This is a genomic window from Psychrobacter sp. MES7-P7E (assembly GCF_002863645.1).
In the GTDB taxonomy this organism is placed as follows: domain Bacteria; phylum Pseudomonadota; class Gammaproteobacteria; order Pseudomonadales; family Moraxellaceae; genus Psychrobacter.
The window spans coordinates 1-14,215 of the sequence record NZ_PJBU01000116.1 but is presented as its reverse complement, the minus strand read 5'-3'; the positions used below and the strand labels follow the sequence as shown (position 1 = coordinate 14,215).

At 42.0% G+C, this 14,215-nt stretch carries 13 protein-coding genes; 6 read left to right on the top strand and 7 right to left on the bottom strand.

Going from position 1 to position 14,215, the window contains the following annotated elements; all coding sequences use genetic code 11:
- Nucleotides 1-93 precede the first annotated feature (93 nt).
- Nucleotides 94-1,986, top strand: coding sequence for an AAA family ATPase (locus tag CXF62_RS13750; RefSeq protein ID WP_102094822.1), 1,893 nt, complete (start codon nt 94-96; stop codon nt 1,984-1,986).
- 98 nt (nt 1,987-2,084) lie between these two features.
- On the opposite strand, the gene CXF62_RS13745 is transcribed toward CXF62_RS13750, so the two are convergent.
- The 4 genes from CXF62_RS13745 to CXF62_RS13730 all read right to left on the bottom strand — a co-directional run bounded on the left by CXF62_RS13745 (nt 2,085) and on the right by CXF62_RS13730 (nt 5,366).
- On the bottom strand, nt 2,085-2,462 hold the full coding sequence (locus CXF62_RS13745) for a DsrE family protein (protein WP_102094821.1): 378 nt from the start codon (nt 2,460-2,462) through the stop codon (nt 2,085-2,087).
- 177 nt (nt 2,463-2,639) lie between these two features.
- Nucleotides 2,640-3,191 (bottom strand): acyl-CoA thioesterase, encoded by a 552-nt coding sequence (locus CXF62_RS13740; RefSeq protein WP_057757622.1) that lies wholly within the window; start codon nt 3,189-3,191, stop codon nt 2,640-2,642.
- Nucleotides 3,192-3,250: 59 nt separating this feature from the next.
- Nucleotides 3,251-4,348: a YheT family hydrolase gene (locus CXF62_RS13735; protein WP_102094820.1), complete on the bottom strand. Its 1,098-nt coding sequence runs from the start codon at nt 4,346-4,348 to the stop codon at nt 3,251-3,253.
- Nucleotides 4,349-4,763: 415 nt separating this feature from the next.
- Nucleotides 4,764-5,366: a YigZ family protein gene (locus tag CXF62_RS13730; protein WP_102094819.1), complete on the bottom strand. Its 603-nt coding sequence runs from the start codon at nt 5,364-5,366 to the stop codon at nt 4,764-4,766.
- Between the two features lie 196 nt (nt 5,367-5,562).
- On the opposite strand from CXF62_RS13730, the gene CXF62_RS13725 reads away from it, so the two are divergent.
- Together CXF62_RS13725 and CXF62_RS13720 are read left to right on the top strand one after the other, a co-directional pair.
- The gene (locus CXF62_RS13725) at nt 5,563-6,267 is read left to right on the top strand and encodes a pseudouridine synthase (RefSeq protein ID WP_102091327.1); all 705 of its coding nucleotides are present in this window, start codon (nt 5,563-5,565) and stop codon (nt 6,265-6,267) included.
- Nucleotides 6,268-6,644: 377 nt separating this feature from the next.
- Nucleotides 6,645-7,709: a thioredoxin fold domain-containing protein gene (locus CXF62_RS13720; RefSeq protein WP_102094818.1), complete on the top strand. Its 1,065-nt coding sequence runs from the start codon at nt 6,645-6,647 to the stop codon at nt 7,707-7,709.
- Nucleotides 7,710-7,862: 153 nt separating this feature from the next.
- Here CXF62_RS13720 and CXF62_RS13715 read toward each other — a convergent pair whose 3' ends face one another.
- Nucleotides 7,863-8,681, bottom strand: a complete 819-nt coding sequence (locus CXF62_RS13715; protein WP_228153255.1) for a DUF2939 domain-containing protein — start codon at nt 8,679-8,681, stop codon at nt 7,863-7,865.
- A 255-nt stretch (nt 8,682-8,936) separates the two neighbouring features.
- Between CXF62_RS13715 and dnaJ the strand changes: the two genes are divergently transcribed.
- The 3 genes from dnaJ to CXF62_RS13700 all read left to right on the top strand — a co-directional run bounded on the left by dnaJ (nt 8,937) and on the right by CXF62_RS13700 (nt 12,101).
- Nucleotides 8,937-10,073, top strand: coding sequence for a molecular chaperone DnaJ (gene dnaJ, locus CXF62_RS13710; RefSeq protein ID WP_057757637.1), 1,137 nt, complete (start codon nt 8,937-8,939; stop codon nt 10,071-10,073).
- A gap of 172 nt (nt 10,074-10,245) precedes the next feature.
- Entirely contained in the window at nt 10,246-11,076 is an 831-nt protein-coding gene (gene dapB, locus CXF62_RS13705) for a 4-hydroxy-tetrahydrodipicolinate reductase (protein WP_102094816.1), read from the top strand.
- Between the two features lie 98 nt (nt 11,077-11,174).
- Nucleotides 11,175-12,101 carry a hypothetical protein gene (locus CXF62_RS13700; RefSeq protein WP_102094815.1) on the top strand — a complete coding sequence of 309 codons (927 nt, stop codon included), beginning with the start codon at nt 11,175-11,177 and terminating at the stop codon, nt 12,099-12,101.
- 78 nt (nt 12,102-12,179) lie between these two features.
- On the opposite strand, the gene CXF62_RS13695 is transcribed toward CXF62_RS13700, so the two are convergent.
- Entirely contained in the window at nt 12,180-13,355 is a 1,176-nt protein-coding gene (locus CXF62_RS13695) for a type III PLP-dependent enzyme (protein WP_102094882.1), read from the bottom strand.
- Nucleotides 13,356-13,501: 146 nt separating this feature from the next.
- Entirely contained in the window at nt 13,502-14,056 is a 555-nt protein-coding gene (gene def, locus CXF62_RS13690) for a peptide deformylase (RefSeq protein WP_057757649.1), read from the bottom strand.
- Nucleotides 14,057-14,215: the final 159 nt, after the last annotated feature.

Here is a 14,215-nt window from a genome sequence, read left to right as displayed (position 1 = left end):
AAATAGGAGGGGTGGGTTTTTGCATTTGAAAAACTATCCTAATGTTTTATTGAAGCTGTTAAAGTGTTTGTATATAAAATCTAGGAGTTCAAAATGTCTTATGATGATGCACTAACTAAAGTATTCGATGCTTCTCATACGAAAGTCTTAGAAAATAAAGAGTTAGCTTTATATTGTAATGCAGATTCTCCACTGTTTGAACAAGCTGAGCAATATTTTGCAAGGTTGAAAAGTCTGAAAACTGAAATATTTTCGTCAAAAATAAATTACAGAAACCAAGTTGTTGATGATAGCTTGAGAATTATAGATGCTTTTAAACCGGAGCTAAGTATAAGTACAAAAGATGTTAAAGAAGAACAGAAACCTTTTATTAAGGATCACTACTTTGATGTACTGAATAAACTTAACAACGCTTTAAAGATAGCAAATTTCAACCTAGAACTATTTAGCAAGTTCAACTTTTTCCATAATAATATCGTAGCAATAGGTGCAAATGGTAGCGGTAAATCTACTTTATCAGCAAAATTAAAAGAGTACTTACCAAAGTCCGCAATGACAATTTCGGCTCAAAAATTGCTAATCATTCCTGTTTTTAAGAATGTTACTAACCCGATTGACACTACAAAAGACTTACAAGAGTCACAGTCTCATGAAAAATCTACTAGATTCAAGTCAGTTTCAGATTCTAACTATTCTCCAGAAACTGATGTAATCAAAAATGAGTTTAAAGTTCTATTAAATAATCTATTATCAGAAAATAATACTTTAAATAACAAATATGTTCAGTCTGTGAGGAACGGAGAAAATTGTAGTGTGCCAGAATCTAAGCTAATTAAAGCTATAGAAATTTGGAATTCACTTATTGAGCATAGAGTTTTAGAGTGCTCTGATGGTATTAATATTAATTTGAAGGCTTTAACTTCTGAAGATAGTTATCCTGCATATCAAATGAGTGATGGTGAAAAAGTTGTTTTATACTATATAGCACATGTACTACAAGCACCTCAGGATGGTTTTATTATTGTTGATGAACCAGAAATATATCTCCATAAAACACTTCTAAGTAAGCTGTGGGATATCCTAGAAACAGAGCGAGAGGATTGTATATTTGTCTATCTTACTCATGATTTAGAGTTTGCTACCAGCCGAAACACTGCTAAAAAAGTATGGATAAAATCTTTCAATCATCCTGATAAATGGGAGATAGAAAACATACCAAGTAATGAGCTTCCTGAAGCCTTACTTTTGAAACTCTTAGGTAGCCGTAAACGTATTCTATTTTGTGAAAGCGAAAGTGGTAAAATCGATGAGAAAATTTATAATATTTTATTACCGAACTTCACTATTACGCCAGTTAAAACATGCTTCGATGTTATCAATTATACAAAAGCGTTTAACGAGCTACCTAACAAGACAGCAGAGTCATTCGGCTTGATCGATTCAGATCACCATGATCCTGATAGGCTATTAAGTCTACAAGCTCAAAACGTGTTTTCATTGAACGTGTCAGAAGTTGAAAACTTACTATTTGACGAAGGCTTTCTAAGAGATTTTAGTAGGCAGATGATGTGTAATGGAGATGTGGTTTCTACTATAAAAAGAGCCGTAATAGAAAAGCTGTCTAATACTAAAGAGCTACAAGTCGCAAACTATATATCTGCCAAAATAAATTACTATTTTAAAAGCTCTCATGTTTCTAAAGGGAATACACGAGACGAAGTCAAAAATCATTATTCCCATTTTACGGATAATATCAATATCGACAAGTGGCATGATACTCGAGAAATTGAATTACAAGATATTATAGATAGTCAAGATTATGATAGAGCATTATTTGTGATTAATGATAAAGGCTTAAAAACTATAGCTAATAGAAACTTCAACATAGGCAACTTTCAAGAAAAAGCTCTTAATTACCTACAGTTCAATCGTGATAGCCATCAGCATTTACTAAAACATTTGCCTAGTGAGTTAACAGCAGGGTAAATCAAAAAGGGTTACCAGTTCAAACTGATAACCCTTTTTAAGGTATTTAAGAAAACTGACCCATTCTTATAACTTTATTAACTGATTTTGCTTATATTTTAATTCAACTGCAATGACCCTTTCGCATTCATCAGTAGCTCAACCACATCATCACCACTAATCACTTCAAAGCGCTTGTCGATATCTGACTCTTCTACACCGTTGTGTTTCATACAAGCGCCGCAGACCAATACTTGCCCACCTTTTTCGATAAAGGCTTCTAGTAACTTACCAGCTGGCTCAAACGGATCGCCGATATCTACATTGTCTAGCGCGTTTGGTTTTGCCAGATGTACGGCATCCACTATTAATATCACAGTAGCAGAATGACCTTTTTTCAGTGCCACGCCTGCCATGGTAAATGCTAAAGTAATTTTGCTTGGGTTCGATTCGCTATTATCAAATAACGTACCGACATAATCTGTTGTATTAGCCATATTATTCTCCTTATAAGACTATATTTGTTTTGTCTGAGTATGTACTCACTACTATCCTAACATTTATTATATGTATTTATATAATGAGTTGTTATGAAATAGTAGCTATAAGGTTGCTTGCTTGTACTATCTGTTAAATAAGTTAAAAGTAATGGATTTCTAGCTTATAAAGTTAAGTTAGTCAGCTGTATCGACAGGCGGCCACGGTCGATCAGCATCACTTTTGATCCACTCAGCCACGTAACCCGTTGGCGGTAGATCCCAGTCAGATTGGCCAAGTGCAGCCAATACTTGTGCCGTGTCAATCACTCTGCCACCTTTGGTCACACCGGTACGCAGTAGACCAGATGAGCAGGGCTGTCCTTTGACCCACATTGATTGCTCAATATATAGCCAGCGCGCGTCGATGCCGACGATTTTGGTTTTGAGCGTGACTTTTTGAAAGGCGCGAATACGCTTACGGTATTGAATAGTGCTGCCAGCGATGACCAAACCCCAACGTTGTTTTAACAACTGCTTGCCAAGCCCAGTCCGTACCGCAAAGTCCATACGACCCAAATCATAAAGCGTAAATACGCGGCCGTTATTCATCTCCAAAAAATTATCTATATCGGATAAGCGGCAGCGGAACTGAATCTCACTGGTGTCCTTAAACGTCAGTGTATCGCCCTTTTTTGCTTTTAGAGCAGCATGAGCAATGGTGCTAGCATAACGGATAAATGGGTACATAAAACACTCTCAAAAGGTTATAAACGTTGGCGTTATTATTTTGTCATTGATGACAGTGATTATTTATTGTCAGAGCCCATATCCTGAGAAGACTCTCTAGTAGAAGCCACACCAATCCAATTAAAATAAGCGCTGACAGTTTCAGGTATCCAGTTAATATCGAATTTTGAAGTCTTGGACTCTTTATCATTGGGGACAGATGATTTGCTTTTGGACTGACCGTTGTCTGAGCGATAACGCAAATAACCGATGTGTCCACCGTGCTCAGTATCTAAGATAGTGACAGCCTCAGAGACATCGTTTGGGGTAGCAGTGAAGCCAATAAAAGGGTCGTCTTTTGCACTGATTAATAGCAGAGGGTGAGTGACGTTGCGCAAATATGGCATGGCGGATGCAGTATGGTAATAGTCGTTTTTGGAGCGATATCCGTGACGCGGCGCAGTAAAGATGTCATCGAAATCACTGATACGATTGGCAGCTTTGATAGAGTTGATTTCATCCTGCGTGAGATCGTTTGCCAATGCTTTTTTGATAATTGGGTTTAGCAGATAAGGCGTATAGATACGATGACTCAAAAAGCTGTGCATAGTAATGGCAGCTGAGGACATATCGACTGGCGCGGAGATAACAACGGCACCTTTACATAGGACTTTGTCCTCATATTCGCCCATGTATTTGGCCAGTGCATTGCCTCCTAATGAGACACCAACGGCATAGATATTGGCATACTGCTCACGCAAATTCTGTAGCGCATGATGCACCTCGTCCGTATCGCCGGCATTATAAAAAACTGTGCCACTAGCAGGAATACCACCGCAACTGCGAAAATGCGCCACTACAAAATGCCAGCCTTGCGCGTGCATTTGGTACGCCAGTGCGCGCGCATAATGACTGTCACTACTGCCTTCCATGCCGTGGAAGAGGACAATCAATGGGGTTTGCTCAAGCTCGCCATCTTTTGATGCTTCTATAGGGTGCGCATCATAGAAGTCATAGGCAATATCACTCTCGTCCAATGAGTCTTTTTCGACCACGCGGCGGTAGGTGGGTGCCTTCGGCGCAAAAAACTTGGGTAAGATGCTTTGCAGATGGGGATTGGTCAGCCAAAATGGTGGCTTAAAAGGTGCTGGAGAAAAAGGTTTGGTTGAAGTTGGCATATATTGGTCTTATTTAATAATCGTGGAAAAACAAATAGAGTAGTGTGATAAGGGTTTTTTATCATAACGCCAGTACCTGTGAAAACCAATAATTTTCAGTGAACGCATAATTACTGAAAACAGCTACTGAAAATTAGCTACTGAAAACAGCTACTGAAAACAGCTACTGAAAATTAGCTACTGAAAACAGCTACTGAAAACAGCTACTGAAAACAGCTACTGAAAACAGCTACTGAAAACAGCTACTGAAAACAGCTACTGAAAACAGCTACTGAAAACAGCTACTGAAAACAGCTACTGAAAAGTAGGTGCTAAAAATAATTTACCGAACAACAGCTCCTGAAACAATTTAACGAATAAATATACTGAAAAAAGAACTATCTAAAACGGCCGATAAGTAGTTAGTCAGAATTTTTTAGTCTTCTGATTTATCCAATACTCGACCATCCATTGCTAAGCGGGCTTTTAGACTTTCAACATCTGCTTCAGCAAGTGTAGCGGTTAAAGTCACTTGTTTGCTATAGGCGACATCGTCGATATGACCGCCAAGGCTCTCTATCATATAGCGGCATTGCGCTTCAGTCGCAAATTCTGCCAGTATCTGAATCTGGGTCATCGGTACATAAGGGTTTAATATCATTTCATCGACGGCCGCTTGAGCAGAGCCTGCATAAGCACGGGTAAGACCGCCAGCACCTAATTTGATACCACCGAAGTAACGCACCACGACGATAATCACATTGCCGATCGACTTATGCTGAAGGACATTTAATATTGGCCTGCCTGCCGTACCACTTGGCTCGCCATCATCATCGAAACCAGCACTAGTGGTATTATCTGGATCACCGATGATGTATGCCCAACAAAAATGCCGTGCATCGGCATATTGCTCGCGAAGTTGTTCCACGTGAAACATTGCTTGCTCGCGAGAGGTCACCGGATAGGCATAAGCAATAAACTCAGATTTTTTAATTTCGAGTCTCGTGGTAACGGCACGTTTTAGCGTTTGATAGCTCATATTTCATCAGGCTTAGGTTGGATATGTTAAACTGGTCTGACTTTCACTGGCTTTGTATTGAGCACAGTGTTCATTTAATTTTTCATTATAGTACCATTTCTAACCATCGAAGATAACGAGCCGCTCACGGCTGAGTGCTGGCGTCGTTAGTTTCTGATTTAGGGCTGGTATAATAAAACCGATGGTAGTAAATAGTATGCGTTTAGATAAATTCATTAGTAAAGCCACTGAGCTGTCGCGCAAAGAGTCAAAGAAGATCATGCACGCCGGCGAAATCACCGTAAACGATCAAGTTGTTAAAGATCCTGGCTTACATGTCGATGTCGTCAATGATGATGTGATGTGGGCAGGCGAGCCATTATCGGTCGCTGCGGGTAATCGCTATATCTTGTTGTATAAGCCTGAAGGCTTCGAGTGCACGCTAAAAGTTAAAGAGTATCCAATTGTCACCGAACTGATTGCTGTACCAGAATTGGGTAGTCTGCGTATCGCTGGACGTCTCGATGTTGATACTACTGGTGCGTTACTGATGAGTGATGATGGCGGCTGGCTGCACCGTGTCACCAGTCCTAAGCACGAGCATGCAAAGGTGTACGAGCTGACTTTGGCAGATGCAATGGATAGTGATGCACAAGAGAAAGCCGTGAAGAAAGTGGCGGAAGGCATCTTGCTTGAGGGTGATTATGAGCCAACCAAGCCTGCTATTCTTGAGTTCATTGATGAAAAACATGCACGCCTAACATTAGAGCAGGGCAAATACCATCAGGTCAAACGGATGATGGGTTACTTCGGTAATAGAGTAACTGAGCTGCACCGCGCCAGTATCGGTCATATCAATCTAGAAGGCCTAGAAAAAGGCGACAGTCGTTTCTTAACGCCAGAAGAAGTTGCCAAGTTTTAATAAATGAGCACTGAGATTATTAAGCTTTGGCATTGATACTTATCTTGAAATTATCGTTTTAAACCCATTAGCAGCCGCTACCCAGTGTGCTGCTTTTTGCGGTCTGCTATATTAAGTTTATGTCTACTATCTGGCTGTGTTGCCTATCTCTTAAAGCTAAGTAGCAGTTTTGCGACATTAGCCATTTAGTGTTTTGCAAAACTATCCCATATACTACAGTCTTTTTTATCTATATTTTTATGACAGACAACCCTGAAACCAACTCTAAAAATCTGACTAATCAGAAAATGTATTGCTACCTTTGAGTTAGTAATAGCTTTGGAATTGGTCTTAATATCGAAAATCGTCATTATTAAAAACCAGATAGGAATCTCTCTGTGACATTACCTGTATTAAAGTCCGCTAGCCTAATCAGCGTCATACTATTAGCAACCACTGCTTGCGCTCAGCCAAGTTCAGCGGATGCCAACAGTAATAACGTAACGCAAAGCACTACAAATTCGCAAGTAGCTCAGGCAGTGAGTGCGACTGTCGATAAGCGATTGCGCCAAGTACTGACTCAAGCAGGCATCAAAACACAGATTACTTCTATTGTGCCATCCAAACTGCCCAATATGTATCAAGTGAATTTGGCTGGCCAGTTGCCGCTGCACATCACCGAAGATGGTTGCTACGTCATTCAAGGTGAGCTACAGAAGAATCCAAGTAAGCAAGTTATCACCGAAACACCAGTACGTAGCACAAGTGCACAGGTAGGCGAACCTGTCAGTGCCTCAGTCAAATCGTCTATGCTAGCAAATATGGCTGCGCTTAAGAATATGAGTGCTAAAACGCCATTCTTTTATACCGCAGTACCGGGTGTTATCTGGGGAGCAACGCTAGAAGGCATGCCGTTTTTACTATCGGACGATACGCAGTATATTACCGATGGTGAAATATCAGTCATCGAAAATGGTCAATTTATCGGCCTCGATGAGAACTTTGAAAAACGTAAAAACCAGTCTGTGTTTGCGTCATTGGACAAAGGCCAACTGATTACTTATCCAGCAACCACTACTGAGAGAGCTGTTATCTATGTAGCTGATGATGTGAACTGCCCTTATTGTCGCCGATTACATCAGCAAGTCCCCTCGCTCAATGCAAAAGGCGTGACAGTCAATGTTATCGGCTATCCGATATATGAGGCGTCACCAAAGCAGATGCGTGGTATCTGGTGCCAAGCGGATGAAGACAGTCGTCGTCAGGCATTTGACAAGGCAATGCTGACAGGTGAAATGACACCTGCATCAGCAAGTTGTACGGTTGACCATGTAACACCCAATCGTGAAAAAGCAGCTGGACTCGCGGTAATGGCGACGCCTGCAATCTATCGTGAAGATGGCGTGCTATATCAGGCGAGTTTTGAGAGTCCAGAATTTCTAGAATTCTTGGGCGTTGAATAATCGACTGGTATGGTTAAGTGTTTTTTAGTTTAAAAAATTAAGATATTTGACTGCTAAACAACGTAAAAAGACCGCCTTATGAATCAGTTCATAAGGCGGTCTTTTTGGGTTCTATTCAGAAGTTTTTGCATCTCAAAAGCTGTATTAAATAATTTATGGTAAGACGATATCAACAATTTTCCAATTGATAAGCCCTTCACGCTGCATCTCGATAGTAAGAGGATAGCCTTTTACCTGACCACTAATACTAAAACAATTGATACCGCAGTAGCTCAGCGTTGGCTTTTCACTGTCATTGCCTTGGGCGACTTGCTGCTCAAGTTCTGCCGCTTGTTTTTTCATGACTTGCTGCATTTGGCTTTTGACCACGGCATCGACATCACCGCGCTGAATGATTAAGCTCTGAATTAGGTTTTTCAAGTCGACTTGATCGCTAGCGATGGCCCATGCTGCGGCTAGCTCTTTGGTTGCTGTATTGGCTTGACCTTGGGTATTAATCACTTTTTCGATATTCTGCGGCGTGATAGCACCTTCAACCGCCTGCGCGATAAAACCATTCGCGGCTTCGGTCAACGGCTCACCGCCCAATTCAGAAATTAATGGATACTTAGTCATTGTCGTCGCAAACTGGCTGGTTAGCTGATTTTGGACGCTTGGTCGCACTTGCTCGTAATCAATAGCCGCTGCGATAGTGGCACCGTCTTTATCGTCATAAGCGTTTTTGAGCTGATAAGCGCTGTAGTAAGGCGAGCCTGCATATACTGCTATCGCAATGATGATTAATAGAATAACCAGCTTTTTCATAAGACTTAATACCTTGTCGCAATCGTCATCACTATGAGTATAAATGACCGTAGATGTGACGGTAAATATTAGCACGACTGGGCACCGCTCAGGTACGAAAAGCTTTGCAGTAACCTTAATGAATCGTTTGGCTTTTGCCGCAGCGATGCCAACTGCTAATTTCATCATTTAAGAGCTTGATAAATCAGCAGACCATCTCCATAAATAGCGCAAACTTTTTATAATTGATTTGGCTAAGCAGCCTACACCGTATTTGTTGGTTAAGTCTAAGCATTATGGTTCTATAGCATGGTGAATTATTGTGTTTCATGTGAAACGTTATATATATCTATTAGCTAAGAACCACGAATAAGATTAAGACAACTATCAATTGAGCTGATGATTTGACGAACCGGTGTGGCTGTAAAGACGATAGGAGAGAGCATGAGTAAGCGCGATTTTTATGAAATATTAGGTGTCAGCAAGACCGCTGACAGCAAAGAAATTAAGCGAGCCTACCGTAAGCTTGCCATGAAATACCATCCAGATCGCAACTCTGATGATCCTGATTCGGAAGACAAATTCAAAGAAGCTTCAATGGCTTATGAAGTATTGAGCGACGAAGAGAAACGTTCAGCCTACGACCGTATGGGCCATGCAGCCTTTGAAAACGGCATGGGTGGCGGCGGCTTCGGCGGCGCAGGTGGCGGCAACTTCCAAGATATCTTTGGCGATATCTTTGGTAACTTCGGTGATATCTTCGGTCAGCAACGTGGCGGCGGCGGTGGGCGTTCGCGTCGCGGCTCTGACTTGCGTTATGTGATTGAGCTGACATTAGAAGAAGCTGTACGTGGCTGCAAAAAAGAAATCAGTTTCACGGCTCCTGCGCCTTGTGATACCTGTGATGGTAAAGGGGCAAAAAATGCTTCCGATGTGGTTACCTGTCAGACTTGTCATGGCCAAGGTCAAGTACGTATGCAGCAAGGTTTCTTTGCGGTACAGCAAGCTTGTCCTCATTGCGGCGGTACTGGTAAACAGATCAAAAACCCTTGTTCAGACTGTCATGGCAACGGCGTAAAAGACAAATCACGCACGTTAGAAGTCTCTATCCCTGCAGGCGTCGATGACGGTGATCGCGTTCGTCTAGCAGGCGAAGGCGAAGCGGGCGGCGCTGGCGTACAAAATGGCGATCTATATGTCGAAGTACGCGTCAAACAGCACAATGTATTTACCCGCCAAGGCGCTGACCTATATATGGATGTGCCAGTAAGCATCACTGATGCAGCATTGGGTAAAGAAGTCGAAATCCCAACCTTAGATGGCAAAGTAAAAATCAAAGTGGCAGAAGGTACGCAAAGCGGTAAGTTACTGCGTGTACGCGGCAAAGGTGTGACGCCAGTCCGAACTACTATGAAAGGTGACTTGATTTGCCGTGTGGTTATCGAAACGCCAGTGAATCTGACTCGTGAGCAAAAAGACTTGCTACGCCAATTCCAGGACACGTTGGATGACGACAGCAAGCATCAACAGTCGCCACATAAAAAGTCGTTCTTCAAAAAAATCGGCGATTTATTCGATTAAGAAACAGTCTAACTAAGTAGCTAGTATTAAACTAAGCCCAAAGGTTTCACATGAAACCTTTGGGCTTTTTATTGATGGTATAAAAAGCCATTCATGTGATGATATTTGCTAAACTTACGATAAATATGGTCAAAAATAATTTCACCAAATATAAAACATCTAAGGTAAAAACATGAGCGAACAAGTAAATAATAAATCTATCAACGTTGGGGTAATCGGTGCAGGCGGGCGTATGGGTCGTATGCTTATTGAGGCAGTACAAAACAATCCACAAACTGCATTAAAAGCAGCGATTGAGCGTCAAGGCTCTAGCCTAGTCGGTGCTGATGCCGGCGAAGTTGCTGCTATCGGTCATTTAAGTGTACAAATCGTTGATGACTTAGCCGCTGTGATTAGTGATATCGATGTGCTGATTGATTTTAGCTTGCCTGACGCCACTGAAAAAAACATGCAAGTTTGTGCTGAGCATAATGTTGCTATGGTCATCGGTACCACAGGATTCAATGAACAGCAAGAACAAGTACTGGCAAAAGCAAGTGAGAAAATCACTATCGTATATGCGGGTAACTATTCGACAGGCGTTAATTTATCATTGAAGCTACTCGGTATGGCTGCCAAAGCGTTTGGTAATGATGCTGATGTAGAGATCATCGAAGCACATCATAAGCACAAAATCGATGCACCTTCTGGTACCGCATATATGATGGCTGAAGCCGTCGCAGAAGCTCGTGGACAAAACCTAAAAGACGTCGCTATCTATGGCCGCGAAGGACAAACTGGCGAGCGCGAATCTGGGACAATTGGTATCCACGCTGTACGTGGTGGCGAAATCGTAGGCGACCATACTGTGATGTTTATCGCAGATGGCGAAGTGGTCGAGATTACCCATCGTGCGCGTGCGCGCATGACATTTGCCGCTGGCGCCGTACGTGCCGCAACTTGGGTTGTTGAGCAGGAAGTAGGTCAGTACAACATGCAGGACGTGCTTGGATTAAGTGACTAACGACTATTTATAGTTAATGGTTAATGGTTAATGGTTAATGATTGACTACAAAGTTATAACTGATGGCTCGATGACTTAATAGCAGCAAGGGGGCAGGTATGAATAGTATCAAACGTTATATTAGACATAAACTGATTAGTGCTATTTGTACAATCAACCTTGCCAGCCTATCAGCTTTTGCACTGAGTCTAGCGGTTCTACCAGTAACCGTACAAGCTAGTACTGCTCAAACCTATGTTATCCATACTTATGGCGGGGCTAGCCTACTACCTGCAGTAAGGCAGCAATTAAATAGTAGCGCAGACGGTGGTACGGTGACTACCTATCAAGATAAATTGGTACTGCGAACGACGGCACGCAATTATCAGGCGGTACAGCAATTGTTGTCTCAGATTGACCGTCAGCCACAGGCATTGACGGTCGCCGTACGTGTTGGCAATAGTAGTGGCCTGCAAGGTAGTATTCAGCAGGGTCAAGTCATTATTACCAATCGTGGTATTCAAGGTGCAGGGGTTATTAGTCAGCGTAGCAGCCAGCAGCAGAGTACTAATCTATATCAAGTACAAACATTATCTGGCAGTGCGGCGAGTATCAGCACAGGTACGCTCTACTCACTGACTCAAACCTATAATGCTAATAACTATTCAACTTATCATCGTTCAGCTAACGATAATTTCAAACCACAGATCGTGATTCAGCAGCAAATACTACTGCCAACGACACAAGGGATTGCCGTCACACCAAGACTGCTGCCCAATGGACAGGTGGAAGTACAACTATCCCAAGTAGAAGAAAGCTTAGTGCAGCCGAATTCACCTTATAATCAAATGAGTTCTACTGACAACTCTACTGGCAGTGCTAGCAATGCTATTCGAGGTCAAAGATTGAATAGTACGATTATTGTGCCGCGTGGACAGTGGGTGACGATTGGACAAGCTTCACAAAACTCAAGCAGTAGCACCAGTAACGGTAGCCGAACTATTAATACTAATAATAGCGTGCCTATTTCCTTACGAGTTGACTAGTTATGAAATCGTTACGTACAAAAAAGCGCGATACGGGTATTAACCGTGCCGCGCTTTTTTGTGGAGTAGCATTAAGTACTAGTCAATATAAACCACTTCTAGCGGTGGGAAACCATTGAACTCTACCGATGAGTACGAATTGGTATAAGCACCAGTAGTGAGCCAGTAGATTTTATCACCAATCTCAAGCTCTTCTGGTAGCTGATAACCTGCTTCTTCATACATAATATCAGTTGAATCACAGGTTGGGCCTGCCAGTACTACTGTACCTTCGCTGGTAGACGTCTCCATCTTAGGCGTATAGACAGGGTACTTGATAGCTTCACCTAGCGTCTCGATTAAGCCTTGGAATAGACCAACGTCGGTATATACCCAACGAGTCAAATCGGTATCAGACTTACGAGAGATCAGTACCACATCACTGACCAAAACGCCTGAACCACCAACCAACGAACGACCCGGCTCTAAAATAATCTCCGGCATCTCATTATCATCATAGTCGTCAGTCAGATAGCTGGTAATCTCTTCCGCATAGACTTTAATAGGGTTAACTTCGCTGATGTAATTGGTCGGGAAGCCACCACCCAAATTGATCATTTGTAGCTTGATGCCTTCTTCGTTCTTCATCCAGTCAAACATATATTTAACTTTGGCTAACGCATCATCCCATGCAGCGACGTCTTTTTGCTGGCTACCAACGTGGAATGAGATACCATAAGGCACCAAGCCCAGCTCGCGTGCTTGAACCAGTAGGTCGATGGCCATATTAGGATGGCAACCAAACTTACGTGATAATGGCCATTCTGCTGTCTCTGATCCTTGCACCAAGATACGAACAAATATTTTAGAGCCTGGAGCGTGTTTGGCAATGTTTTTTAGATCCGCTTCTGAATCAGTCGCATATAGATCGATGCCTTTTTCAAAGGCATATTTAACATGCTCAGCTTTTTTGATGGTGTTGCCATACGAGATACGAGATGGATCAACGCCGCAACCAAGCACGCGATCAAGCTCATAAATAGAGGCACAGTCAAAGTTAGAACCAAGGTTTGCTAGTAAATTGATTACTTCCACCGCAGGGCTAGCTTTCATTGCATAATGCAGTTTTGCATTAGGAAAAAGACTTACCATTTCATGGTATTTGGTTTCGATTCGACTAAGGTCAACTACCAAGAAAGGCGTCTCGCGACCTTCAGCAGCCTTGGTAAATTTCTGCCAGCTGGCAGGTTCAAAATATTGGTCAATTTTGATCATTGTCATAGTAGTAAACCTTTTGTGGAAACTGTATCGGTTAGAAAAATTATCGCCAAACGGTGAATGCTAAATATTAACACTCACTGTGACGTAACTATGTGAAGGATAAAGACGAAATAAAAAAGATAAGAATAAAGAGTAGGGCTTTAAGAATTGACGGCTTGTGTCTGTTTTTCTGCTGATTGAGCTTCTTGCTTTTCGCGTATTTTAAGAACTTTGCGAACTTTATCACGAGCACGAGTCTGTTTAAGACGAGACAAGTAGTCAACGAAGATTACGCCATTTAGGTGATCCATTTCATGCTGGATACAAACAGCAAGCAGTCCTTCGACTACTTCGTCGATGACCTCACCGTTACCGTCTAACGCTTCAATACGGACTTTATTAGGACGCTCGACCTTGTCATAGACATCAGGTACAGATAAGCAGCCTTCTTCATACGGTTGCTTTTCTTCTACCAGTGGCGTGACTTTTGGATTGATAAAAACTCTAGGAGAGCTTTTGTCTTCAGACAAATCCATAACGATAAGCTGAATATGATGATCCACTTGACTGGCTGCAAGCCCAATGCCTTGAGCATCATACATCGTCTCGATCATGTCTGCGATTAAGGTTTTGATTTCAGCAGTCACTTCCTTGACAGGCTTGGCGATAGTACGCAAGCGAGGATCTGGGTAACTTAAGATAGGGAGTAGTGCCATAACGCTCACCTCAATGATAGGGACAAAATAGGGTTGGTATTATAAGATAAATGGGGACAAAAGTAATGCTTATCAATACTTTCCCGTTCATATCAGGTTTTATAAGTCTGTAGAATAGAGAGGCTTATGTTTATTGATACAAAAAAAACCTCGCTTAGT

Excerpts from the sequence above, each read along its gene's own strand:
- CXF62_RS13750 (WP_102094822.1), top strand. The coding sequence starts at position 94 with ATGTCTTATGATGATGCACTAACTAAAGTATTCGATGCTTCTCATACG.
- CXF62_RS13730 (WP_102094819.1), bottom strand. The coding sequence starts at position 5,366 with ATGAGCTATCAAACGCTAAAACGTGCCGTTACCACGAGACTCGAAATT.
- CXF62_RS13715 (WP_228153255.1), bottom strand. The coding sequence starts at position 8,681 with ATGATGAAATTAGCAGTTGGCATCGCTGCGGCAAAAGCCAAACGATTC.
- CXF62_RS13735 (WP_102094820.1), bottom strand. The coding sequence starts at position 4,348 with ATGCCAACTTCAACCAAACCTTTTTCTCCAGCACCTTTTAAGCCACCA.
- def (WP_057757649.1), bottom strand. The coding sequence starts at position 14,056 with ATGGCACTACTCCCTATCTTAAGTTACCCAGATCCTCGCTTGCGTACT.
- dapB (WP_102094816.1), top strand. The coding sequence starts at position 10,246 with ATGAGCGAACAAGTAAATAATAAATCTATCAACGTTGGGGTAATCGGT.
- CXF62_RS13700 (WP_102094815.1), top strand. The coding sequence starts at position 11,175 with ATGAATAGTATCAAACGTTATATTAGACATAAACTGATTAGTGCTATT.
- CXF62_RS13745 (WP_102094821.1), bottom strand. The coding sequence starts at position 2,462 with ATGGCTAATACAACAGATTATGTCGGTACGTTATTTGATAATAGCGAA.
- CXF62_RS13740 (WP_057757622.1), bottom strand. The coding sequence starts at position 3,191 with ATGTACCCATTTATCCGTTATGCTAGCACCATTGCTCATGCTGCTCTA.
- CXF62_RS13695 (WP_102094882.1), bottom strand. The coding sequence starts at position 13,355 with ATGATCAAAATTGACCAATATTTTGAACCTGCCAGCTGGCAGAAATTT.
- CXF62_RS13725 (WP_102091327.1), top strand. The coding sequence starts at position 5,563 with ATGCGTTTAGATAAATTCATTAGTAAAGCCACTGAGCTGTCGCGCAAA.
- dnaJ (WP_057757637.1), top strand. The coding sequence starts at position 8,937 with ATGAGTAAGCGCGATTTTTATGAAATATTAGGTGTCAGCAAGACCGCT.